The following is a 24,081-nucleotide window of genomic DNA, read 5'->3' as shown; positions in this document are numbered from 1 at the left end:
CTGCAGACAAGCACGATTTTCATCGAGTTTGTCGACAGTCTGAGAGGGTATCTCCAGAAGATACCCTCTCATTCATTGCCAGGAAAACCTGATTATTGGTCTCCTCCGCCGTTTGCCAATTGACGCTGAGTTAATCTTACAAGCAAATTAACTTCTGCTTTTTCAGTAATCTTGTCAAATCTGCCCCATTTATCAAAATCGCTCAAAATATCCATTTGAGTAACAGAAGCGTTTAGCAGTTTACACTTGATTGGTTCATTCAAGAACTCAAATGTGAAGGAGCCAAAGCTGCATCTGTCTGCACCCATGCCATTTTTTGCAAGCTCTCTGATTTCGTTGGAATTGCTGTTCTTATTGCTGAATTCCCAATCAATTTCAGGAAGGGTGTTCACTAAAGAGTAACACTTAAAAGGAACGTTGACGCCGTAATCTTTCACATAGCCTTCACAATCATCAACATATTGAATGTTTTTGTGAATATACCCTTCTACATAAAGCTTTACTGATGTTGGAGCAGTTTCAGGGAAACCTTCTGGAATAACTGGCACAGCTTTACATTGTGTCAGATATACATTCTTTCGGATTTGTTTAATTTCTGTTGCATATGAAGGAAGATAGATATCTGCTTCAGTTAATGTCTGAATTGGAACATCTCCAAGAATTATTGTCTGCTCTACTCCTCCTGTATTTTCCGGAGTCCCCACGTCACAAAAATGCGTGTGTGATTTAGCCGTGTCACACTTCGGCAATGGAGGACATTTGTCGCTGCTTCCACAGCCATACGAATGGTTTTTCTTCATATTCTACACTCCTACTTGTTGTTTTTAGCCAAAAGAATCCGAAGCTTTCCAAAATAAAAAAGCTTGTTTTCTATGGCTTACTATTTTATATGCGACTAGTCACAACAAGGAGTGGACAAGTAGAGGATGGCATTTATATCATTTTTTATGAAATTTTTAAAACTGTACTAATGCCTATTTTTTACAGATTACACTCCAATTAACCTCAAAAAGAACTCTATCCGCAATAGCATGCTAATTTGATTCTTCACATAATTCAATCGCCTGCTTTAAACTGAAGTGATTAATGATTGTCAGAACTACAAGTTCTGCTGCCGTCATGATTAGGTATTTCTTCATATTTTTCCTTCCCCCGCATTTATTTTCAAATTTATGGCATATTTTCTGATATAATGAAATTAAAATTATGCAAATATTCTAACAGAAATTCATTTTATGGCAGACGAGGCGATTTTTTTGCTGATATTCTTTAAGATTGCTGTGTGGATCATTGTCGCTTGTCTTGGGTTTTATGTTATTTCTGTCTGGCTATGGGAAAAGAAAGTGAAAGAAAAAATGTCCGTGATTCGTAAAACCTGGTATATTCTTTATGTGCTTGGGGCGGTAATTTATTGGACAAATGAGCCTGAATCCATTTTTAACCACTGGCAGAATTACTTGATTGTCGCGATTATATTTGCCCTTGTTGATGCTTTTGTTTTTCTTGGATCTTATTTGAAGAGAGTCGGAAATAATGAACTGGCAACTGACACAAGAGATTTACTTGAAGAAAACAGCGACCTATTAAATTCACATATGAATAAGTTGAAATCGTTTCAATATTTATTGAAAAATGAACCCATTGACATTTATTATGGAAATGAAGAGGCTTATCTTGCCGGAATTGAAAAGCTTTTAGCTGACTTTGCGGATAAAGTCGATATGAGGACATCATTATGCAAATATACAACACAGGAAGAGAAAGACCACCTGCTTGAGCACTACACCGATAAAGCTTTGATTCATAGCCGGCTGGACCGCAGGGAAGTTTATTATGATGCGGAAGAAAAGCTGGCGCTAATCCCTTTTTCCATTTTCGAAGAAGATTATGTCATTAAAGTAACCTCCGACCAATTTGTAACCGAATTCGACTATTTGCTATTCACTTCACTCATATCAATATACGATCTAATGCTCCCTGCCGAATTGGAGGACGAAGACCATGAAGGAACCAGCGGATAAGAAAAAGAATTTACCGCAGATAAATTCCAGCAGCACCATGAAAACCCTTAAGAAAAAATCCCGGATCAGCCTGCCGGGCTTTGAAGTCAGCCCTCACACCGAAAGAATATTAAAAGAGAATAAAAGATTAATAAGCGTTTATACCAAAACGAAGACTTGAGCATACTATATGGCGTGGAAGGAATTTTCTTCCGCGCCATACTCATGTTCATGGAGCGGGGACATATACTATAGTTAAAAAGGGCTGATTTTATTGAAAAAACTGACCAAGAAAGTCAAAAATATAAACTTCCCCACCTTCTCAGTTTCCCCATACACTAAAAATCTTTCAAAAAAAACCGAAGCTGCCATACAGAATTTAAATAAGGATGTCAAGCCTCCGAAAAACAATGCTTAAGAGCTGCGAAGAAGACGGTTATTTTATAAAAAACTTCACCTTTTTTAAAGCATCCTTTGTCGTCGGATACCGGAATGGCAGATCAAATCTGGTTGTTTGCTTCAGTATGCTTTTTTCATGGGAAAACACATCAAAGCTTCCCTTTCCGTGATAAGCGCCAATCCCGCTCTCCCCTACCCCTCCGAAAGGAAGATATGGTGAGCTCAAATGATAAACAGTATCATTAATGCATCCCCCTCCAAAGGAAATGCTGCTGAGAATCTGGTTTTGAACACCCTCACTTTCTGTAAAGATATATAGGGCCAGAGGCTTCGGGCGTGCTGTAACTTCTACAATCATTTTGGACAAGTCGTCATATGCAAGCACGGGGAGAATCGGTCCGAATATTTCATTCTGCATAACCTCATCATTCCAGGTAATATTGCCGAGAACGGTTGGCTCGATGCTTAGAGAGCTTAAATCATGCCTGCCCCCGTGAATAGTCGTTCCATTGGTCAAAAAATTGGTGAGGCGGCTGAAGTGTTTTTCGCTGACGATTCTGGTGAAATGGCCGGATTCAATCGGATTTTCCCCATAAAGCTCATATATGGCCTGCTTTAGTTCTTTAAGGAATTCTTCTTTTACTCTGCTGTGAACATAAAGATAATCAGGAGCTACACATGTCTGGCCGGCATTAATATACTTTCCCCAGGCTATTCTCTTTGCAGCAAGCTTCAGGTTGGCATCTTCATGTACGATGCACGGACTTTTCCCGCCCAGTTCCAGCGTAACAGGTGTAAGATTTTTCGAAGCGGCTTCCATAATGATTTTTCCAACAGGGACACTGCCTGTGAAGAAAATATAATCGACCTTTTCATTTAAAAGCGCTGTGCTTGTTTCTGCGTCGCCTTCAACTACTGAAATATATTCTTCAGGAAAATGGCTGCTGATCATTTTTGACAGCAAAGCAGAAGTTTGCGGCGTTAATTCGGATGGCTTCAGGATCGCGCAATTCCCTGCCGCTATCGCTCCGATCAGCGGTGCAATCGCGAGCTGGAAAGGATAATTCCATGGCGCTATGATAAGGGCAACTCCATATGGCTCCGGATAGATATAGCTTTTCGAACCGATCTGAGCAATGGTGGACTTTACCTTCCTTGGTTTTGACCACTTTTTTAAATGTTTCATTGTAAAGCGGATTTCCTCGAGCAGGATTCCGATTTCTGTCAGGTATGCGTCAAACTCACTTTTATTGAGATCGGCTTTTAGAGCCTCCATTAATTCCTGCTCATGCTGCTTTATGACTGTACGCAGCTTGCCGAGGGCTTCCATTCGAAATGTGATATCTTTTGTTTTACCCTGGGTGAAGAAATTTCTTTGTTTTTGAATGAGATTCGCGTAGTTTTCCAAAGGAATACCTCCAGTTGGGACTAGTTTTAAGGATATATTATCACCTTGGCTGGCGGAAATACAAAAATAGGTATACTCCCAATGAAAAAATGCCGGCCAAAAGGACCGGCATTTGATATATTATCTCGGCAGCTTAAAGAATTCGCTGCTTTCACTATAGTTTCCTGCCAGCCTTCCCAGGGGCTGGAGTTTTTCTAAGTTCACTTTATAATTACCGAGGTAGTATTCATCATCAATATGATAATGGACCATTCTCCCGATAATCAAATGATCGCTTCCCAGTTTAATAATCTGTTCCAGCTTGCATTCCATATGGATTGGTGCTTCTTTTACCCTCTTAGGGGCGACTAGATGACTTTCAGCAGCGGAAAGCCCTGCTGCTTCAAACTCATCAGCATTACTCGGGAGATTCTCTGCACTTTTTTGCATTTGGTTTCCCAATGGTGCAGGAACCACATTGATGACAAACTCTTTTGTCGCCCGGATGTTGACCAATGTATCTTTTTCTGTTCCTTCCCTGTCCCCTACGCCAGGACCAATAGAAATACAGAGCATCGGAGGATTTCTTGAGGCAACACTGAAAAAACTGAAGGGCGCGAGATTCTGGCCCCCTTCCTGTGATACAGTGGAAACCCAGGCAATCGGTCTTGGGACGACAGATCCGGTTAATAATTTGTACACTTCTTTTTCTCCAAGGTCCGAAGGGTTAAATTCCAAACGGATCACTCCTTCCACTTTTAAATAACAAAGTTATTCTTTTTATTCATAATTGATAATGTTGTCAGTAAAGTAAAAACAATAAACATCATACCTGTGATTAAAAACCACCCGGAAGAGAATTGCCCCGTCTGATCCACGATTAAGCCAAATAATGGCGGAATGATAATGGCCCCGGCTGAACCGAGTGTGATACTGATACCGCTTGAGATGCCAGCTTGTTCTCTCGGCACCAATTCACTTGCAAGATTCATCCAGATTCCATTAAAACCTGATGCTGCAAATCCAAACAGAGCTGTAATGGGAGCCATTACCCAAAAAGGGGCTGAAGTTATGACAGCAGCTGAAGTACTGGCCAATGCGATAATGATGGTAATAATCATAAGGATCACTACACGTTTTCCTTCAAACAGCCTATCGCTAATGACTCCCCAGGCAACCCTGCCAATGGTTCCGGATACTTCAGATATAACCAGAAGAATACCTGATAAAAAGATTGATATCTTCAGCTGTTCATAGGCGAATAAAACTATATACGTATTTAAGCACATTTGTGTTCCATTCAGGCCCAGAGCACTGAAGCTGATAAGCATTAAGGCTTTATTTTTTAACATTTTAAACATTGATTTGTAAAATTGGAGCAAACTCATGCTGCTGCCCTTCGCTTGTTCCAGTTCAGGCGGATCCCGGTAAAAATGATAGGAAACGAATCCGCCCGCCAATAAAAGAAGGCAGGCCGTAAGAAGTACAAATCTCCAGCCAAAAGTGACACTAAGCGGAAGCAGGATCAAACTGGCCAGAGCCGATCCGGCCGTGATGCCGGTTTGTTTTATTCCCATTGCTGTTCCCCGCTGTTTGAGAGGGAACCAATAAATGATGCCTCTATTGGTGATCGGGTGCATGGACCCATACCCAATTCCGCCGATAACAATTAATAACAGGACAAGCCAGAAATCATGAAGCAATGTCATGAACAGAAATCCTAACCCCATTAAAGCCGAAGCCAGGACCAATAATTTACGGGATCCTGCAAGGTCAGTCAGAAAACCGGCAGGAACCGAAATGATCGCCTGACCCAAAAAGAGAGCCGCCGGGAGCATGCCAATTTGCGACTTGGTCAAGGAAAGATCCTCCCCGATTAAGACTCCCAGCGGTCCGATGCTTCTGCCGACAAATGCTACCATCAGCTGTGCCAGCAGAAGGAATAATAGCATTTTCCATGGATTTTCATTGATGGCAAATTGCTTTTCTGCTAGTGAATTACTCATATTTTAATCATCTCTTTTTTGGCTATTATGCCTTTAAATTGATTGCAGTCAAATCTTCCTCCAGTACTTTACTCTTTGATACAGCTGGAGATAAAAGGGAGCCTGCAATACAGATAAAGAAGTTCAGTCCTAACCCGATGACGCCGCCGTGGATTCCATAGATGGTTTTATAGCCTGTAAGCGTTAGCAATCCTGCTAATATGGCGCCTGCAAGCATTCCCCAGAAGACGGCTTTTCCTGATAAGCGCTTCCAATATAAGCCCAGGACAAAGGCCGGGAACACCTGAACAAGCAATTCGAATTTTAAGACGAAAATTTCATAAAGCGTTCCCGGAGGATTCCAGGCAATCCACAGAAGAAAGATGATCGCAATGATTCCGCATACTTTCCCGACCATGACCTTCTTATGTTCAGATGCCTTAGGATTGATGAATTTTCCATATACGTCATTCGAAAGCATAGATGAAAAGCTGAGCAGAACTGAGTCGGCTGTCGAAATAATGGCAGCTACAATCCCGCCAAAGAAGATGATCATAATCCAGTAATAAAATGGATTAATGGCGGCAATCTCATTGGCCATCAGACCTACGAGCTGTTCAGAACCCGTCTTATCCAGTCCTGGAAAAAGCATAATTCCAATAATACCTACCATAAATACAAGCCCTGTTGTAATTGGCGGCATCCATGCCATGCGGGCAAAGGATTTTTTCAGAGTTTTCTCGCTTTGCGCAGAATAGATTCTTTGAACAGCGTGCGGATAAATACTTGCTCCCAGTCCAACAAGCAGGAGCATACTCAGCCAATTGATATTCACTTCCATTGGAGGGACTGCCGTTTTTGCTGGCTCCATTTCTGCTACATACCTTGTAACATCAGAGAAATTTCCTCCGACAAGGTACAAGCCTCCGATGAGAAAGACGATGATGCCGATCATAAGGACAATGCCTTGCATAACATCTGTGAATGCAACCGCCTTCATTCCGCCCATCCATTCATAGGCAAGCATGACAGCAACGAAGACAATAACAGCAATCTGGTATGGAATGGTTCCGCCCGTCATTCCGGATACAGCCTGTCCGATTGCTACCAGCTGTTCTAATAGATAGTTTCCAAGCCCCCAAAGCATGAGAAAGATACTAAGCAATGTGACTGCCTTTGATTTAAAGCGGTGATCGATCCAGTCAGTAGGTGTTACAAAATTTCTTTTCTTTGCAATGACATAAAGCCTTGGTGCAAACAGCAAATAGATTCCGATAATAATGGTCATAAATGAGATGGACTGTATCCATGAGAAACCTGTCCGATAGGCTGTCGGTGCATAGCCGACAATAGTATTTCCGCTATATTGCGTCGCATATAGGGTGAAAAAGAGTGCAATGAAACCGAGATTCCTTCCGGCAAGGTAATACCCTGAAAGACTGTGATGAAGGTTCTTCTCGCCTCTGCCGGACAGGTAACCAATTAGCAGCATGATTATCGCAAAGGCAGATAAAATAATGATCCCATCTGTGCCTGCAAATGCTAAATCATTCATGATTTATCCCCCTTTGCTCTTTCGGCTTCTTCCTGTTCCGCCACGATATTCCACTCATTAACACATAGCCAGCTTAAATACCCGCACATGATAATGGAAAAAGCTGTAGAGATAAATGCCCATAACGGAAACCCGAGAATATAAGGCTCTGCTGCAGCATCTGGAAAGTACCAGGGTACTACGCCAAGTGTTATGATGGCGAGGACTACCCAAATCCATTTTTTGCGAATAGGTTCTTTTATCGTTCTGTTTTCCATTCGACTGCCTCCCTATTAATAAATTTTGACACCCAGCTTGTAGTAAATCTTATGTGCTGATTCAAAGGAGTCTATAATTTGAGATGATTGAAGAGTCGCTCCAATTTCATCCAATCCTTGTAACAGCTGATCTTTTTGATAGGAGCCTATCTGGAATTCAGACATGTATCCAAAAGAATCTTCTATTCTCTGATTCTCTAAATCGACTCTAATCTGATAGCCGGGTATTTCTCTGGTTTTCCGAAAAAGAACTTCTATATCCTGATCGGGCAAAACTACTGGAAGGATTCCATTTTTGAAACAATTATTATAGAAAATATCTGCGAATGATGGTGCCAGGATTACTTTTATTCCATATTCTGCAATCGCCCAGGGTGCATGCTCCCTGGATGAACCGCAGCCAAAGTTTTTCCTTGCCAGCAGAATTGGTGCATTCCGGTAAGGTTCACGATTTAGAATGAAATCCGGTTTTTCTCTCTCATTTTCATATCGCCATTCATAGAAAAGAAATTTTCCAAACCCTGTTCTTTCAATGCTTTTTAGAAATTGCTTCGGAATAATAGCATCTGTGTCAACATTTGCCGCATCTAGCGGAGCAACGATGCCTGTAAATTTCGTAAAAGATTTCATTGTAAACTGACCTCCTTTCTTTCCTTAACTGGCCATTCCCTCACATCTGTAAACCGTCCGGCAATCGCTGCGGCTGCAGCCATTTCCGGGCTGACCAAATGGGTCCTGGCATTCCTTCCCTGCCTGCCTTCAAAGTTCCGGTTTGAGGTGGACGCGCAGCGCTCTTCCGGAAGAACCAAATCCTCATTCATCCCCAGGCACATGCTGCAGCCCGCTTCTCTCCATTGAAAACCGGCCTTTATAAAAATCTGGTCAAGCCCTTCAGCCTCTGCCTGTTTTTTTACTAGCTGTGAACCGGGAACCACTAAGGCTTCCACATGATCCGCAACTTTATAACCGTTTGCGATTTTAGCAGCCTTGCGGAGATCTTCAATTCGGCTGTTTGTACAGGAACCGATAAAGACCTTGTCAATCGCGATTTCGGTGATCGGTGTTCCCGGCTCAAGCCCCATATACTGCAGTGCCTTTTTTGCCGGCCGTATTTGGTCTTCAGCCAAATCTTCAAATAGCGTTGTAGTTTCTGTAATTCCGGCAACCTGGCCAGGATTCGTCCCCCAGGTAACCATCGGGATGACTTCAGCAGCATTAAAATCAGCGGTCAGATCAAATTTTGCATTCTCATCTGTATAATATTGCTTCCACTCTTCAAGAGCTTCTTCCCATAGCTCTCCTTCCGGAACCGCCTGTTTTCCTTTCAAAAACGCAAAGGTTTTGCTGTCAGGCTCAATTAGTCCAGCCCTCGCTCCCATTTCGATGCTCATATTACAGACGGTCATGCGCTCTTCCATCGTTAGATTCCGGATGGCTTCACCGCGATATTCAACCACATGTCCTGTTGCAAAATCATGGCCATATTTTCCAATGATGGAAAGAATCAAATCCTTGGCAGTAGTCCCCTGCGGCAAATGTCCATGTATATTCATTGCCAATGTTTTTGATTTAAATTGCTTTAATGTCTGGGCGGCAAGTACATGTTCAACTTCACTTGTACCTATGCCAAAGGCAAGTGCTCCGAACGCTCCATGTGTAGAGGTATGACTGTCGCCGCATACAATAGTCATCCCTGGCTGGGTTAATCCAAGTTCAGGAGCAATGACGTGTACGATTCCCTGATTACTGCTGTTCAGGTCAAAAAGCTGTATGCCGAAATCCCTGCAGTTTTTTTCTAATGCATCGACTTGCTTCTTTGCAATTTCATCCCTGAAGGGCAATGTGCGATCTGTTGTAGGGATGCTATGGTCCATGGTGGCAATCGTCAGCTCAGGCTTTCTTACACTGCGATTATGGATTCTTAGACCTTCAAAAGCCTGCGGGGATGTAACTTCATGAATTAAATGAAGATCAATGTACAAAAGGGAAGGCTGATTCTGCTGCTCAAGCACTACATGTTTATCCCAAATTTTTTCATATAGAGTCCGCCCCATATTGAAGACCTCCTAAATGATATTTTTTTTCTTCAATTCTTTTAATCTGTCTTCATCGAAACCAAGGAGGCCTGAATAGATTTCATCGTTATGCTTCCCCATCGCTTCAGGACCGGCATGCTTCACTTCTCCTGGTGTCCTGCTTAATTTTGGAACAATGCCAGGCATTGGGAATTCTCCCAGCTGCGGATGATCAACTTTGATGATCATGTCTCGTTCTTTATAATGGGGATCTTCCAGAATATCTTTAGCTGAATAGATGAGCCCTGATGGAACTCCTTTATCTTCAAGAATTTTTAGCGCTTCTTTAGCCGGGAGAGTCTTAGTCCATTCTTCGATCATGGAATCAAGCAGCTTCATGTTCTCTCCTCTTGCATGGTGTGTTGAAAATCTTGGGTCCTTCGCCAATTCCGGCTGCTCCATCGCTTCGCATAATCTGCTGAACACTCCATCTGCATTAGCGCCGATCACGATATAGGTTTTATCCTGTGTAAAATAAATATTGGATGGCGCCACACCTGGCAGGATATTGCCCATTCTTTCCCTTATGTATCCTGCCAGAAGATAATCCGGAATAATGCTTTCCATCACAGAGAACACAGATTCATAGAGGGCTGTATCGACTACCTGTCCCTTTCCTGAACGCTCCCTCTCATGTAAAGCAACCAGGCAGCCGATTGTGGCAAAAAGTGCTGCCAGTGTATCGCCAATGGATACACCTATTCGTGATGGCGGCCTGTCAGGGAAACCGGTTACATTTCTTAGCCCCCCCATTGCTTCGCCGACACTGCCGAAGCCGGCTCGATGCTTATAGGGCCCTGTCTGTCCATAGCCGGAAGTCCGGACCATAATTAACCTGGGGTTTATCTCCGACAATGTTTCGTAGGAAAGATTCCATTTTTCCATTGTGCCCGGGCGGAAATTCTCGATGACCACATCGGCTTCTTTAACAAGTTCTCTTAAAACCTGCTGCCCTTCTTCTTCCCGCAGGTTTAATGTGATTGATTTTTTATTTCGCGATTGAATCGGCCACCATAGCCCAACTCCATCCTTTGACTTTCCCCAGTTTCTCATGGGATCTGATTTTCCCGGAGGTTCAACCTTGATGATTTCAGCACCAAAGTCCCCAAGAAGACGCCCAGAAAATGGTCCAGCTAATAGTGTGCCAAGCTCAAGAACTCTTATATCTTGCAGTGGAAGCTGTTTTTCTGACATGTAATTTCCTCCTGTTTTTCTTGAATGCGTTTTAATTTTTAAATTTTCTTAATCTTGTATACAAATTTAATTGTTTGTATACAATAAGTCAATGGGAATTTTATAATTTTTCTGAAATTAATTGTTAAACCCTTATTCAATGCTGTTTATTATAAAATTTTCAGAATATTTATTGTAATTATTCTTCCGTTTGTATACAATAAAGCCGAGGTGTTGATATGGATGCATACGAATTTATCAGAGATGCCATTATCGAAGGGAAATTTATCCCTGGTATGCGGCTTGCTGAAGAATCACTGGCTAAAGAAATGAATCTTAGCCGCACTCCAATTAGAGAAGCAATTAGACAGCTTGAAGCTGAAGGTCTTGTCATTCCCCTCAAGCGCGGGGTCAGTGTAAGACATTTTACAAATGATGATATAAGGCAAATCTATGATCTGCGCACTCTGCTCGAAGGGTACGCTGCCAGTCAGGCGGCCATACACCGGACAGAAAGTGACCTGCTGGAAATGGAAAGAGCCAATATTTTATATGAAGAAGCAATTAGCGGCTATGTGGAATCCGATATGAAAAGCCTGAAAGATATTGTTCAGGTAAACCAGAAATTTCATGAAGCGATCGTCGCAGCTTCTAAAAATGAGCATATTCATTTCCATATATCCAAGGTTGTTGTCGTTCCAATCGTGTTCCGGTCCTTCTATTGGTATAACAGCTTTCAGCTAAAGCAATCACTTGAGGTTCATAAAATCATCCTGGAAGCGATCAAAAATCGCGAACCCGAACGTGCCCGCATTGCAATGCACGAACATATTTACCAGGGCCGTGATCATGTTTTGAAGCATCTGGAGCAAATCAAAAATATTCATCTTCTGAAGGAGGAAGGAAAATGATTGAAATTTGTGAAGTTGGCCCGCGTGATGGCTTGCAGAATGAGTGCAAAATGGTCTCAACTGAATCAAAAGTAGAATTGATAACAAGATTACTAGATTCCGGCATCCGCAATATAGAAGCCGTCTCTTTCGTCAATCCAAAGGTTGTTCCTCAGATGGCCGATGCAGAAGAAGTCCTGAAATCACTGCCTAAAAGAAATGGGGTCCGCTATGGAGGCCTGGTTTTAAGCCGTTCCGGGCTTGAACGCGCCCTTACGACAGATGTGGATTTTCTTCATGTAGTAACCACGACAAGCGATTCGTTCAATTTGCGAAATGCGAGAAGGACTGTTGAGCAGGCTGTTGAAGAACTTAGTCTGGTAATAAAAGAAGGTGCAGCTTCAGGCATTGGTGTGGCTGGAGTATTGGGGACCTCATTTGGCTGTCCGTTTGAAGGGGATGTTCCGTTAGAGAACGTGCTAAAAGCGGCAGAAAGATTTTTAGAAGCAGGCTGTACAGAAATCACACTGGCTGATACAACAGGTATGGCCAATCCTATTCAGGTGCAAAAAGTGGCAGAATCATTCTTTGATATCTTTGGTAAGGATCTTTCGCTTGGCCTTCACTTCCATAATACGCGCGGTTTGGGACTGGCAAATGTATTGGCGGGATATCACGCGGGTGTCCGCCGCTTTGATTCATCCATCGCAGGATTAGGAGGTTGTCCTTTCGCACCAAAAGCAGTCGGGAATGTTTGTACAGAGGATATGATCAATATGTTCCACGGTATGGGTGTGAATACTGGGACAGATCTTCCATCTGTCCTGGAAACAGCCAAGTGGATGGAAAAAGTGATGGAACGGACGCTCGATGGGATGTTAATGAAAGCGGGAATAGCTTAATTTTAAGGGAAAGCCATCTGTGGGATGGCTTTTCTTGTGTATAAAATGACTGCTGGAGCTTTTGTTTGCAGGTTTTACTGATTTGTTTGCTAGTTTGGTTTATTTCTTTGCATATTTTTAGATTTAATTGCAAAGTTCACAATTAAAAAATCTCATATCAAGTTTTTATATAATACCTATCCATTTATTTATAAAAAAAGAGTCTAGGGTTTCCAGACCTAAACTCTATAACTTAAACCTGCTGATCAACCCTTTCAAATCCTCTGCCATGACTGTAAGGTTGTCAGCGGAAAGAGATATTTCCTCCATTGATGCTGCCTGTTCTTCAGTAGATGCCAGTACACTTTGTGTGGCCATGGCGGATTCATTTGCCACATGGGTAATCTCATCCATCGACTGGACCATTTGCCGGGATCCGGCAGACATTTGCTGAATGGCTGAAGCGACTTCCTGCATTTGATTTGTCACCATGCTGACAGACTGCCGGATTTGTTTGAAGGAATCCCCTGCCCCCTTCATGACTTCCATGCCTTCTGTTACTTCATGATTGACGGTATCCATGGTTTGGACGACCTGATGGGTTTCTTCCTGGATTTTTGAGATTAGCTGGCTGATTTGCAGAGTGGATTCCGCTGATTTTTCAGCGAGATTTCTGACCTCGTTCGCCACAACTGCAAAGCCTTTTCCCTGTTCTCCTGCACGGGCCGCTTCGATGGCGGCATTTAATGCCAGAAGGTTCGTTTGAGCGGCAATGCCTGTGATCACTTCGATAATTTTTCCAATCTCCTGTGAACGCTGGCCAAGACCTTTTACCACCTTGGATAAGTCCTGAACATTCACATGAATGGAATTCATTTGGCAGCCTGCTGTTGAAATGGATGCGTCGCCCTGATTTGCTTTTTCCAGTGAATCATTGATCTGCTCTGTCACCTGTTCTGAGTTTTCCGCCACCTGTGTCAGTGTTTCAGACATCTGCATAATGACATTGGAAGCCGTTCCGACTCCGTGGACCTGGTTGTCTGCTCCTGCAGCAATCTCTTCAATCACCTCAGCAATGTGGCTTGTTGCCATATTGGTCTGCTGGGCACCGGATGATAGCTGCTGGGCATATTGTGTGATTTCATCGGAAGCCAGAACCACTTTATTCAGCACCTCCTGCCAGGCGGAGGAGGTGTGATTCAGAGCTGAAGCAATGGAACCAAGCTGGCCCACTGATTTTTCGTCCAGTCTTGTGGACATGTTTCCATCTGCCAGTTCATCAATAAATCGATTAATTTTGCTGATGGGTGCAATAAACTTGCGGTAGTTCATGAATGCGGATAACATTCCCGCCAGTGTGCCAAGGATGACAGTAAACCCGATCGTCATCCAAAACGCACTGCCTTCAAGCCCATTACCAACACATACTGCAATGCTGATGATCAATACAGTAGGTATAATTATGATTAAAGTACGGAGAATATAGCTAAGCTGGCTCATGAAACAGACTCCTTTATTATTATTTCAATAAAACGAATTCCAAATTCCCCCTATATTATCATGTTCTGCCAAGTGACAATTTGATTATAGTGGATAAAAGGAAGATATATCAATATATTTTGAGGAATTATTTTTAAATAATTGAAATAGTTTGTCATTTTTCACTGAAAAAATGCCGGCCTCCATAGAAGCCGGCATCAATTAATCTGCTGCAGCAGTCCTTCTTTCTTTTTTCGCCATGGAAAGAGCTGCCGTGCCAAGAGCAATAATAATAAAAATACTTCCGGCAGCTGCATTATATTCAACGGAGGTTGTCTCAATCATGAGTCCGCCGATCATGCTGCCAAATGCCATTCCCATGTGGACTGCAGAATTGTTCAATGTCTGCTGGATATCCGAGGTTTCCGGAGTTACTTCAATTAAGTAGCTGTGTATGGCCGGTGTGACCGCCCAGCTTAGCATACTCCAAATAACAACTGTAAAAAGGAAAACCGGAAGGGAAACAGCGGCAAAAGGCAATGCGAAAAGGGTAATTCCAAACATGGCAACAAGTGTTAAGATAACCGATTTTGCACCAAAACGGTCAGCCAGATGACCGCCAAGTCCTCCTCCGATTACCGCCGCAATCCCGAAAATCAGATACACGATGCTGACCCAGTTTCCATCAAGCCCCATATTCATTTTCAGAAAAGGTGTCAGGTATCCGTAAAAAGCTAAATGACCGGTCATTAATAAAAAGGATGTTATCTGGATCAGTGCTATTTTCCTGCTTTTCAGCGTTTTAAGCTGTACGCCAATCGGCACAGCGGGCTTTGGAGCAACCTTTCCCAGAAAGAAGTACACCCCCGCCATAGATAAGAGTGTAAGTGCTGATATCAGCACAAATGGAGCTCGCCAGCCAAAAGCATTTCCAAGCATTAATCCAATGGGAATCCCAAGCACAAGGGATGCACTGATTCCCATAAACACGATGCCGATCGCACGTGCACGAAATTCTTCTGAAACGATGTACGACGCCATTGTCATACATAAGGCAATAAGTAGTGAGCCGCTTACTGCCGCCAGAATTCGGCCGACTAATAAAACACTGTAAAACGGACTGAAAACAGCCACAATATTCCCGGCCAAAAATACAGCCAATGATATCATCATTAATCTGCTGCGTTCCATTTTAACCGTCATCGTGAGCAGGACAGGCGCTGCGATGGCAAAGGCAAGCGAAAATACAGTAATTAACAGACCCGCCTGCCCCAAGCTTACTCCCAGATCTGAAGCGACAAGATCCAGCAGCCCTCCAATAATCAATTCTACCATTCCAACAACAAATGAAATGATTGCCAATAAATAGATGCGTTTATCCAAGCTGAACTTCCTCTCTAGTATCCAAGCGATTATCATAATTTCAATAAAATATCATCTTAACATACCTGACCGTGGAAGCTCAAAGGATAGAATAATCTAAATATAATAAAAGACTATTTATAAATAAAAATAATTTTTTGGTGAAAAATAATAATACCTCCCTAAGACAACTTCCAGAATTTACTTGTTTGAATATAACAGTAAAATAGGAATATTATTAACAAATACTGTAAAGGAGTTGATTCATTTGTTGGACAATCAAGCAAAGAAAGGGCTTAATTTATCCCCGCAGACACCACCTGTGATTGAAGAAATACAGCCTGCCGGTACAACTCCTATTGACACAAATGCCATCAAAAGCATGGAACCTGAATTCAATCTGACTGGAACCGTTTTAAATGACTATAACTAAGTGATAATCCCTGCGGGTCTCCAGCAGGGGTTTTTTATCGCAGTCTAACGGGCAGTAAGACCCCCACTTCAAGATTCAGAGGAATCAATGGATGATAAGTGGGGATCCAACTGCCCGTAATGGCCCGATTGGTTCAACTAACAATCAGCGGGGAGAAAAGCACTCCCCACTGATTGAAGTTTCACTTTATGGCAAGTTTGTCCGGGAGTATGCATATGCATGTAATATTCCTTGTGATTAAGCTGGGAAAATAACCAAATGGAGCAGGATTTATGATTTATATGTTAGTGGTTATTTTCATTATTGTTCTTGTCATGCCTTTTCTTTCTGAGTTTGTGGAAAAAAATCTGGAGATGTTTTTATTTGTAATGGGGCTTGCAGCAGCAATCGCAAGCGGAGTTCTGAACAGCGGTCTTTTTGTACAAGCGGCACAGGAGCCTGTAAAAATTACACTTGCTGTCTTTATTGCGGGCCTCTTGTTTAAATGGTTTCAGGCAAATCTGGAAAAAAGCATCCTTTCAGCAAGCCGGCGTATGCCGTTTCGATTATTTGCAGCTTTGATTGTCGTTTTCCTTGGATTAATTTCAAGTGTCATAACCGCTATTATCGCTGCGCTGGTTCTTGTGTTAATTGTCAGTGCTCTAAGGCTGGATAGAAGCTCAGAAGTCAGGCTGACCGTACTCGCCTGCTTTTCGATTGGCCTTGGTGCTGCATTGACGCCGATCGGAGAACCGCTTTCCACCATTGCAATCAGTAAAATGAAAGAAGACTTTTTCTTTTTGGTTGAATTAGTTGGACCGCATATCATGATTGCCCTTGTATTTTTCGGTGTAATGGCAGCGATAGCTGTGAAACCGCCTAATTCTGGAAAGGCATCCTTTACCAAAAAGCCTGTCAGTGAAAGCTATGAAGAAATTTTTGTCAGAGCACTGAAGATTTATTTTTTTGTCATGGGCCTGACGATGCTTGGGGCCGGTTTTGAACCGTTGATCAATCATTTTTTAATCGGTTTAAACCCCCTTCTGTTATATTGGATCAATATGATTTCTGCTGTCCTGGACAATGCCACCCTTGCAGCGGCTGAAATCAGCCCATCCATGGATCATTTTACCGTTCAATCGATTCTCCTTGGACTGCTGATCAGCGGCGGGATGCTGATTCCCGGGAATATTCCCAATATTATTGCTGCCGGGAAACTGCAGATTACGAGTAAAGAGTGGGCCTTGTTCGGGGTTCCTTTCGGGCTGGTCACTATGATTGGATACTTTGTGCTTATTTTAGTCATCGGGAATTGAAAGGGCTGCACGCAGTCCTTTTTTTGTTTTTTTTATTAGTTTACATAACATTGTTACTGTCTATTAAAAAAAGAAGCTGAATTTCACAGCTTCTCATTATTCATTTTCATAATAGCACCTATGTTCCTCGCTGTTCTTTCCATATAAATGGCTGCTTTCTCAAAGGCATCCGGAAGAGCTATCACGCCAGGAACAATGCTGAATAGCGCATCAATACCATGTTCATGCACGATATAGCTGTCGTCCGATAAGGAACCTGCAAGACCGATGACGGGTATTCCGTACTTCTTCGCCGCTTTTGCCACCCCAATCGGTGTTTTTCCATGAATCGTCTGGCTGTCAATCCTGCCTTCGCCTGTAATGACAAGGTCAGCACCTTTTACTTCTTCCTCAAAGTTAACCGCGTCAAGAACGATTTCAATCCCTCTTTTTAAGTCAGCATTTAAGAAGGCAAGCAGACTTCCGCCGATCCCTCCAGCCGCTCCTGCCCCCTCTATATCGCGGAACGGTTTGCCGAGTGCATCTTCAACAACATCTGCAAAATGGCCCAGATTCCGATCCAGCAGCTCTATCATCTCAGGGGTTGCCCCTTTTTGCGGGCCAAAGACAGCGGATGCACCGCTTGGACCAGTTAATGGGTTATCCACGTCACAGGCTACTTCAATATGGACTTCCCGAAGCCGTGAATCGAGGTTTGACATGTCAATGGCTGTAAGCTCAGCAAGCGATCCTCCGCCCTGGCCGATTTCTCTGCCGGTTTTATCGAGAAGTTTCCCGCCTAATGCTTGTATCATTCCTGCCCCGGCATCATTTGTGGCACTTCCGCCAATTCCAATTATGATGTGCTTCACTCCTGTGTCCATTGCTGCAGCGATTAATTCACCTGTTCCCCTCGTTGACGTCAGCAAGGGGTTCCGTTTTTCTGTAGGAACCAGATGCAAGCCAGAGGCAGCGGCCATCTCAATGACAGCTGTCTTTCCATCGCCCATCAGGCCAAAGAAAGCCTTAACAGGTTGCCCGAGAGGTCCGGTAACTGATCGCTCTATGATCGTTCCTCCCGTTGCATCAGCCAGCGATTGCACCGTTCCCTCTCCGCCGTCGGCCATCGGCATTTTTTTGTATTGGGCATTTGGAAAAATCGATTTAAACCCTTGCTCAATGGCATTCGCTGCCTCAAGTGCCGATAAACTCTCTTTAAATGAATCTGGAGCAATGACGATTTTCATAACTAATTTCCCCTTTCTTTAGCCAAAAAGCTTAAAGACTCCAAATATCAGCGTTGAAATAACGGCAAGTGTTAAACCGATAAGCGATTCATATGGCATCAGCTTTAAGCGTTCTTTCATATCCATATTGACACTTCCTGCGGTTGCATGGAAAAAGCTTCCGTGCGGCAAATGGTCCAATACGGTAGCCCCAGCATGAATCATGGCTGCTCCTGCTAAAGCTGAGATTCCCAATCCTAAAATCGTGCTGCCAAAGACTCCGCTGGCAACCGCGGTCCCTGCTGTTGTGGATGCCGTTGCAGCAGACATGAAAATACCTGACACAGGGGCCAGCAGATAAGCTGGAAGGCCTGATGATGTTAATGCATGAATGATCACATCTTTTAAACTTGAGTTTGCGATGATTCCAGCCAGGGTCCCCGTCCCAAGAAGCATAATGGCAACCCCTGACATTTTGTTTAAACCGGATATAGCGTACTCATTGATTTTTCTTGTCTTTTTCATCGCAATGGCCCCGATGATCCCTCCTGCGGGAAGTGCCACCATCGGATCGATATTGATATCAAATAGCGGGCGAAGCGCCAATAGTATAATAGTAACAAGAGGCGCAATCATCGCCGTAAAAAATAATGGCAGCTTGGTATCGCTGTTTACTTCAACTTCGCCTTCTGAGATCGCAGACCCCTTATTTACTAGTTTTTTAGCAATAAGATACGTGACAGCCAGTCCAAATATAGCAGGGATGATCCCTGCCGCCATAACCGATGTAAGGGGTACGCCAAATGCATCTGAAGCAGCAATAGCATTCGGATTTGGGGACATGATGTTACCCGCTTTTCCTCCGCCAATCATCGCAAGCAAAATGGCTGTTTTAGACAGTTTCGCTCTTTTCGCGATTGCCAGGGCGATTGGTGATACGGTTATGACTGCCACATCAACAAATACTCCGACAGTTGTCAGGATCATCGTTGCCACTGCTAAGGCAAGGAGCGCCCGGGTTTCTCCAAACTTTTTTACAATGGTTTCGGCAATAGAGGAAGCGGCGCCAGACTCAATGAGGACACCAGCTAATATGCCGGCAGCAAGGATTCTGAGCACCGCCGGTATAATGTCCTTAGCCCCTTCCATCATTAAATTTACGGTGTTTGTGATATCCGCTCCGCCGACTAAGCCTCCTATTAAAGCACCTGCGACCATTCCATAAGCAGGCGGAACTTTTTTCAAGATTAATAGTATGGCAATGACTAAGGCCGTTACAGCACCTAAAGCGCTTACAGTTACATCCAATATGAGCCCTCCCGTGATGATTTGCTTATGTATCAATTGTAAGCGTTTCCTCGTTTTGATTCATTGTGTATGCTGATGAAAATAAACGGTCAGAATTTTAACATGATTGTGCATATGCACAATCATTGATGCGTTTTGATTAATTTCGCTGCATACAGTTCAAGCATCATCTTCACATTCCGCGGGTCTCTTCCAGTTAATTCGGTTATCTTATCCAGGCGATATCTCAGGGTATTGCGGTGGATAAACAAGCGGTCTGCTATTTTGCCGAGATCCCCTCCTTCTTTCATAAAAACATCAAGTGTATGAGCCAGCTCCCCTTTTTTATCCTGCATCTGGAGCCGGTCATAGAAAGAGAGTGTGTCTGCATCCTGCAGGCCAAGCATGGATAACTCCACCTCGAGCCAATAATTTTCATAGCTGTAATAGTCAGCATCAGACTGAAGCCTTGGACCAAGAACAGCAAGCTGTAGTGCCTTCCGAAAGGAGGACTTCAAACCGCTTATGTTCTCGGATGTCTTTCCCATTGCAACTGTCGCTTTCTTCCTTGAAAGGCCGGCAATCCTTTTTAAAGCAGCTTTTTGTTCTGAATGGTGCCCTGCTTTTAAAATGACAATTTCATTATTGAACGTAACCCCGATCAGATCCTGTTTTCCCAATTCAAACTGGAGGTCATTAATCAGTTTTTGATTCATGGTTCCAAGTTCTTCGTACAGCTTGAGAACAATCACGGTTCTTGGGATGTTCAGGTCATATCCCTGAAAGCCGGCCCTCTCTTCTAACCACGCTTCATTTAATGGTTCTTCAGAAATGAGGAGGTTCACAATTTCACTTTGAAGCCTCTGCTTCCACTGAACTCTTTCCAGCAGAAAAGACTGCTCGAGTACGAGTTCCGCTGCCATTTTAACAAGCTCGGCATAATTTCTAATTTGCGCGGGCTCACCCGTAATGCCGACTACACCAATAATTTCATTATGAAAACGGATAGGCAGATTGATTCCAGGCTTGGCACCTTTAAGCCCCGCTGCACTTCTTTCATCAATTTCCACACTTTCGCACTTTTTTAGGACCATCAGAGCGCCGTCATGAACCTGATTGATCCTTTCCTTTTCACCTGATCCGATAATAATGCCGTCTTCATTCATAACATTTATGTTTTTATTAAGGATTTTCATCGTGCGCTCCACTATTTCCTGAGCGAGTTCATAGGATAAAAAATGCACCTTACACGCCGCCTTCCTGATTCATTACTAACAATGTACCATAGTGAATTTGCACAATAAACAAAATAAAAAACCGTGTGCCAGGACACGGTTGAGGATATGTTTATTCTAATGACTGCAGATATGCCCATTTGCGTTCCCTCTCATCCTCTGAAAGTCGATAACGGTCATCCAGGAGTTCGGCAAGCATTTCATTTTTTTCCGAAGAAGGGATAGAAAGCTTTTTAATATAATCACGGCATTTTCCCAGAAATTCTGAATATCCTGTCCAGCTTTCATCAAATTGTTCATCCAGCTGTTTTTTTAACTTCCGGGTCAGCTTTGGGCTTGCACCATTGGAGGTGACAGCGATTTGAAGAGGACCGCGCCTTACAGCTGCCGGGAAAATTACATTTCCTTCTCCTGCTTCATCGACAACGCAGACCAGCTGACCTGAATCCAGCGAATTAGCCAATGCATGGTTAGCTTCACGGTCATTTGTGGCCAGAATGGATAATAAAGCATCTTTAAAATCAGCAGCCTGTGCTTCCCGCTGAATGAGTTTATATCCTCTTTGACGGGCAAGAAGAATGATATCATCTGAAAAATCAGGAGCAACAAACGTGGTATGGGCTCGTTCAGCTTCAAGTGTTTTCGCTTTTCGAAAGGCAACTCTTCCACCGCCGGCAATAACGATTTTCTTGCTGGTTAAATCAATGAATAACGGCTGCATTTATATTCACCTCTCCATTCGCTTTTTCAGCGACCAGATTCTGGATAACCGCATGTTTTCCCAGTGTATCAGTAAGGGTTACGGTGCAGCCTGCCTTTACTTTCTTATTTACCTCTCTTACAACCTCATTTAGCAAAAGCCCCGAGAATAATAGATAAGGAATGACGATCACATTGCCACTTGCCTTTTGGCATATGGAATCAAGACCATCCTGGAAGGACGGGGCAGCCGCCGCCAAATAGCAGACCTGCACATTTTTCACACGAAGACGCTGGCTGATTCCGCTTTTGATAGAGTCAAAAGCTCTAAGAATGGAAGGGTCACTGCTGCCTCTTCCAACAATTAAAACAGAATCATCAGCACTGATTGGCTCCGCTTCTGCAGCAGCAAGCTCTGAAATGGCATCAAGAATACTGTCCTGGACTCCAAATGGATCAGCCATACTTACATTAATGCCGGAATATTTTTCTATTAATGGGGCAAGTTCTTCAGGAATATCCTGCTTGATATGTCCGGCTGCAAGCAAAAATAGAGGCACAATGACAATTTCTGTGGCTCCTTCCCTGACACAGTGTTCAAACCCTTCCTTAATGTAAGGCTCAGTTAATTCCAGAAAACAAAGCTTTTGAATGGGAGCATCGACTTTTTTCATAACACTTTCGATAAAAAGGTTTGCTTCAGCAGCTCCTTTTTTGGAACGTGTGCCATGGCCGATGTATAGGACAGCTTTCATTAGTTAGGCTCCCTCCTTTTTAAAACCGCTGTTTATCCTTGCACAGCAGGTAGATTAGGTACAATTTCTTCTTCAAACCAATTAATTTTATGGTGCATGGCGACTACATTCCCAATGACGATCATGCTTGGATTTGTGATGTTGGATTCTTTCACTTTGTTCTCAATAGTAGCAAGCGTGCCAGCAACGGTCCGCTGCTCTGAAAGGGTTCCCCAATGAACGAGAGCAATCGGTGTTTGAGGTGATTTCCCATTTTGAATAAGGCTTTTCACAATATTAGGCAAGTGGGACACACCCATATACACACAAATCGTGTCAACTGCATGTGCCAGGTGGGCCCACTGGTGCTCAGCTTCTTCATTTCCTGCCTGGTGTCCGGTGACAAATGCGAAACTTTTGCTTAAGGTCCGGTGGGTGACAGGAATCCCCGCATAAGCAGATGCTGCAATTCCTGCAGTAACTCCTGGCACAATTTCAAATGGCACATCATGATTGGCACACTCTTCTGCCTCTTCCCCGCCCCTGCCGAATACAAATGGATCTCCGCCTTTCAGCCGGCAGACCTGAAGACCTTTTTTCGCATATTTAACGAGCAGATGATTAATGGTTTCCTGTTTCATCACATGGTGATTGGGGAGCTTGCCGCAATACACCAGCTGTGCATCTTTTTTCGCATAATTTAATAGTTCACGGTTAACGAGACGATCATACAGAACTACATCTGCCTCCTGCAGGCAGCGCATACCCTTAACAGTCATCAGGTCAGGGTCACCCGGTCCGGCACCTACTAAATAAACTTTTCCTGTCATACTCATGCCCGCCCTTTCTGTATTGTCTTATAATATATGCACTTTAACGCTTTTCCTAGGCTGATAATCTGATTGTTTTCTATAATACCATTTTTCGGGGTGAAATAGTAGGGATTATTATTTTTTTAAAAAAGGAGCCTCCTATTTGAAAGAGGCTCCCGGTTTTTTATCGCAGTCTAACGGGCAGTAAGACCCCTACTTCAAGACTCAGAGGAATCAATGGAGGATAGGTGGGGGTCCAACTGCCCGTAAAGGCCCGATTGGTTCAACTAACAATCAGCGGGAAAAACCCCCACTGATTGAAGTTTCACTTTATAGAATATTCTTTTCACGCAAATGTGCTAATATCTGCCCGACTGCTTCTTCTACTGTGTACTGGTCAGATCGGACCGTAATTTCAGGGCTTTCAGGTGCCTCGTACGGGGAATCGATTCCTGTAAAGTCCTTAATTTCCCCGCGTCTGGCTTTTGCGTATAATTGCTTTGGATCCCGCCGTTCGCATTCTTCGAGCGGACAGTCGATGAAGACTTCAATAAATTCTCCTTCTTCAAACAGCGCCCTGACTGTTTCCCTGTCCGACCGGAAAGGAGAAATGAACGCTGTTGTGACGATCTTGCCGCTGTCCACAAACAGCTTCGCGACTTCTCCAATGCGCCTTATATTTTCATTTCTGTCGGCCTCTGAAAAGCCAAGGTCTTTATTTAAGCCGTGTCTGACATTATCGCCGTCGAGGACATATTCATTGATGCCCTGGCGGAATAGCTCGTGGGATACAGCATTTGCAATCGTGGATTTGCCTGAGCCTGATAAGCCGGTAAACCAGAGGACCACACTTCCGTGGCCGTTCTGTGCCCGTCTGTCTTCCTTCGTAATCGCCGCATCATGCCAGGTGATGTTTGTTGCCTTTGTCATGTTAACCT

Annotated in this window: 24 protein-coding genes; 6 read left to right on the top strand and 18 right to left on the bottom strand. The window is 43.5% G+C overall.

All coding sequences use genetic code 11. From position 1 onward, the window contains the following. Positions 1 to 92 precede the first annotated feature (92 nt). Complete coding sequence (locus PBF_RS11630) at positions 93 to 800, bottom strand: CsxC family protein (protein WP_035329946.1); 708 nt, start codon at positions 798 to 800, stop codon at positions 93 to 95. Between the two features lie 456 nt (positions 801 to 1,256). Here PBF_RS11630 and PBF_RS11625 point away from each other — a divergent pair, with 456 nt between their 5' ends. Then, positions 1,257 to 2,021 (top strand): type II toxin-antitoxin system SpoIISA family toxin, encoded by a 765-nt coding sequence (locus tag PBF_RS11625; protein ID WP_035329962.1) that lies wholly within the window; start codon positions 1,257 to 1,259, stop codon positions 2,019 to 2,021. Continuing rightward, positions 2,002 to 2,181, top strand: a complete 180-nt coding sequence (locus tag PBF_RS11620) for a type II toxin-antitoxin system SpoIISB family antitoxin (RefSeq protein WP_035329945.1) — start codon at positions 2,002 to 2,004, stop codon at positions 2,179 to 2,181. Before PBF_RS11625 ends, PBF_RS11620 begins: the two co-directional genes overlap by 20 nt. Positions 2,182 to 2,436: 255 nt before the next feature. Here the strand turns inward: PBF_RS11620 and PBF_RS11615 are convergent, their stop codons facing one another. The 8 genes from PBF_RS11615 to PBF_RS11580 form a co-directional block, all read right to left on the bottom strand. Continuing rightward, positions 2,437 to 3,807: an aldehyde dehydrogenase gene (locus tag PBF_RS11615; RefSeq protein ID WP_035329944.1), complete on the bottom strand. Its 1,371-nt coding sequence runs from the start codon at positions 3,805 to 3,807 to the stop codon at positions 2,437 to 2,439. A 120-nt stretch (positions 3,808 to 3,927) separates the two neighbouring features. Further along, complete coding sequence (locus PBF_RS11610; protein ID WP_035329943.1) at positions 3,928 to 4,524, bottom strand: flavin reductase family protein; 597 nt, start codon at positions 4,522 to 4,524, stop codon at positions 3,928 to 3,930. Positions 4,525 to 4,544: 20 nt separating this feature from the next. Beyond that, entirely contained in the window at positions 4,545 to 5,792 is a 1,248-nt protein-coding gene (locus PBF_RS11605) for an MFS transporter (protein WP_035329942.1), read from the bottom strand. Positions 5,793 to 5,817: 25 nt separating this feature from the next. Next, complete coding sequence (locus PBF_RS11600; protein WP_035329941.1) at positions 5,818 to 7,326, bottom strand: sodium:solute symporter family protein; 1,509 nt, start codon at positions 7,324 to 7,326, stop codon at positions 5,818 to 5,820. Beyond that, positions 7,323 to 7,583 (bottom strand): hypothetical protein, encoded by a 261-nt coding sequence (locus tag PBF_RS11595; RefSeq protein WP_035329939.1) that lies wholly within the window; start codon positions 7,581 to 7,583, stop codon positions 7,323 to 7,325. The genes PBF_RS11600 and PBF_RS11595 overlap by 4 nt, the downstream gene beginning before the upstream one ends. Before the next feature lie 15 nt (positions 7,584 to 7,598). Continuing rightward, positions 7,599 to 8,213, bottom strand: coding sequence for a 3-isopropylmalate dehydratase small subunit (gene leuD, locus PBF_RS11590; protein WP_035329936.1), 615 nt, complete (start codon positions 8,211 to 8,213; stop codon positions 7,599 to 7,601). Next, the gene (leuC, locus tag PBF_RS11585) at positions 8,210 to 9,637 is read right to left on the bottom strand and encodes a 3-isopropylmalate dehydratase large subunit (protein WP_035329935.1); all 1,428 of its coding nucleotides are present in this window, start codon (positions 9,635 to 9,637) and stop codon (positions 8,210 to 8,212) included. Before leuC ends, leuD begins: the two co-directional genes overlap by 4 nt. 12 nt (positions 9,638 to 9,649) lie before the next feature. Next, positions 9,650 to 10,852: a CaiB/BaiF CoA transferase family protein gene (locus PBF_RS11580; protein WP_035329934.1), complete on the bottom strand. Its 1,203-nt coding sequence runs from the start codon at positions 10,850 to 10,852 to the stop codon at positions 9,650 to 9,652. Positions 10,853 to 11,070: 218 nt separating this feature from the next. Between PBF_RS11580 and PBF_RS11575 the strand changes: the two genes are divergently transcribed. Both PBF_RS11575 and PBF_RS11570 read left to right on the top strand, forming a co-directional pair. Further along, the gene (locus PBF_RS11575; RefSeq protein WP_035329932.1) at positions 11,071 to 11,742 is read left to right on the top strand and encodes a GntR family transcriptional regulator; all 672 of its coding nucleotides are present in this window, start codon (positions 11,071 to 11,073) and stop codon (positions 11,740 to 11,742) included. Beyond that, the gene (locus PBF_RS11570; RefSeq protein WP_035329930.1) at positions 11,739 to 12,623 is read left to right on the top strand and encodes a hydroxymethylglutaryl-CoA lyase; all 885 of its coding nucleotides are present in this window, start codon (positions 11,739 to 11,741) and stop codon (positions 12,621 to 12,623) included. The genes PBF_RS11575 and PBF_RS11570 overlap by 4 nt, the downstream gene beginning before the upstream one ends. 225 nt (positions 12,624 to 12,848) lie before the next feature. Here PBF_RS11570 and PBF_RS11565 read toward each other — a convergent pair whose 3' ends face one another. Next, complete coding sequence (locus PBF_RS11565; RefSeq protein WP_035329929.1) at positions 12,849 to 14,102, bottom strand: methyl-accepting chemotaxis protein; 1,254 nt, start codon at positions 14,100 to 14,102, stop codon at positions 12,849 to 12,851. 201 nt (positions 14,103 to 14,303) lie between these two features. Then, positions 14,304 to 15,464, bottom strand: coding sequence for an MFS transporter (locus tag PBF_RS11560; protein WP_035329927.1), 1,161 nt, complete (start codon positions 15,462 to 15,464; stop codon positions 14,304 to 14,306). Between the two features lie 247 nt (positions 15,465 to 15,711). On the opposite strand from PBF_RS11560, the gene PBF_RS26480 reads away from it, so the two are divergent. Together PBF_RS26480 and PBF_RS11555 are read left to right on the top strand one after the other, a co-directional pair. Continuing rightward, positions 15,712 to 15,876 (top strand): hypothetical protein, encoded by a 165-nt coding sequence (locus tag PBF_RS26480; RefSeq protein ID WP_200870035.1) that lies wholly within the window; start codon positions 15,712 to 15,714, stop codon positions 15,874 to 15,876. Positions 15,877 to 16,148: 272 nt separating this feature from the next. After that, positions 16,149 to 17,171 (top strand): DUF1646 family protein, encoded by a 1,023-nt coding sequence (locus tag PBF_RS11555; protein WP_035329926.1) that lies wholly within the window; start codon positions 16,149 to 16,151, stop codon positions 17,169 to 17,171. Between the two features lie 83 nt (positions 17,172 to 17,254). Here the strand turns inward: PBF_RS11555 and PBF_RS11550 are convergent, their stop codons facing one another. The 7 genes from PBF_RS11550 to cysC form a co-directional block, all read right to left on the bottom strand. Next, positions 17,255 to 18,397, bottom strand: coding sequence for a glycerate kinase (locus PBF_RS11550; RefSeq protein ID WP_035329924.1), 1,143 nt, complete (start codon positions 18,395 to 18,397; stop codon positions 17,255 to 17,257). 18 nt (positions 18,398 to 18,415) lie between these two features. Further along, positions 18,416 to 19,684 carry a GntP family permease gene (locus tag PBF_RS11545; RefSeq protein ID WP_035329923.1) on the bottom strand — a complete coding sequence of 423 codons (1,269 nt, stop codon included), beginning with the start codon at positions 19,682 to 19,684 and terminating at the stop codon, positions 18,416 to 18,418. 122 nt (positions 19,685 to 19,806) lie between these two features. Continuing rightward, positions 19,807 to 20,907, bottom strand: coding sequence for a CdaR family transcriptional regulator (locus PBF_RS11540; RefSeq protein ID WP_035329922.1), 1,101 nt, complete (start codon positions 20,905 to 20,907; stop codon positions 19,807 to 19,809). A gap of 103 nt (positions 20,908 to 21,010) precedes the next feature. Further along, complete coding sequence (locus tag PBF_RS11535) at positions 21,011 to 21,619, bottom strand: NAD(P)-dependent oxidoreductase (RefSeq protein ID WP_035329921.1); 609 nt, start codon at positions 21,617 to 21,619, stop codon at positions 21,011 to 21,013. Further along, a complete protein-coding gene (locus PBF_RS11530; protein ID WP_035329920.1) occupies positions 21,600 to 22,352 on the bottom strand; it encodes a sirohydrochlorin chelatase in 753 nt (250 codons plus the stop codon). The genes PBF_RS11535 and PBF_RS11530 overlap by 20 nt, the downstream gene beginning before the upstream one ends. Positions 22,353 to 22,384: 32 nt before the next feature. Further along, the gene (gene cobA, locus PBF_RS11525; RefSeq protein WP_035329919.1) at positions 22,385 to 23,161 is read right to left on the bottom strand and encodes a uroporphyrinogen-III C-methyltransferase; all 777 of its coding nucleotides are present in this window, start codon (positions 23,159 to 23,161) and stop codon (positions 22,385 to 22,387) included. A gap of 312 nt (positions 23,162 to 23,473) precedes the next feature. Continuing rightward, on the bottom strand, positions 23,474 to 24,073 hold the full coding sequence (gene cysC, locus PBF_RS11520) for an adenylyl-sulfate kinase (protein WP_035329918.1): 600 nt from the start codon (positions 24,071 to 24,073) through the stop codon (positions 23,474 to 23,476). Positions 24,074 to 24,081: the final 8 nt, after the last annotated feature.

This window comes from Cytobacillus firmus DS1, from assembly GCF_000565285.1.
In the GTDB taxonomy this organism is placed as follows: Bacteria; Bacillota; Bacilli; order Bacillales; family Cytobacillaceae; genus Cytobacillus; species Cytobacillus firmus_A.
This window is presented reverse-complemented; position numbering and strand designations above follow the sequence as displayed.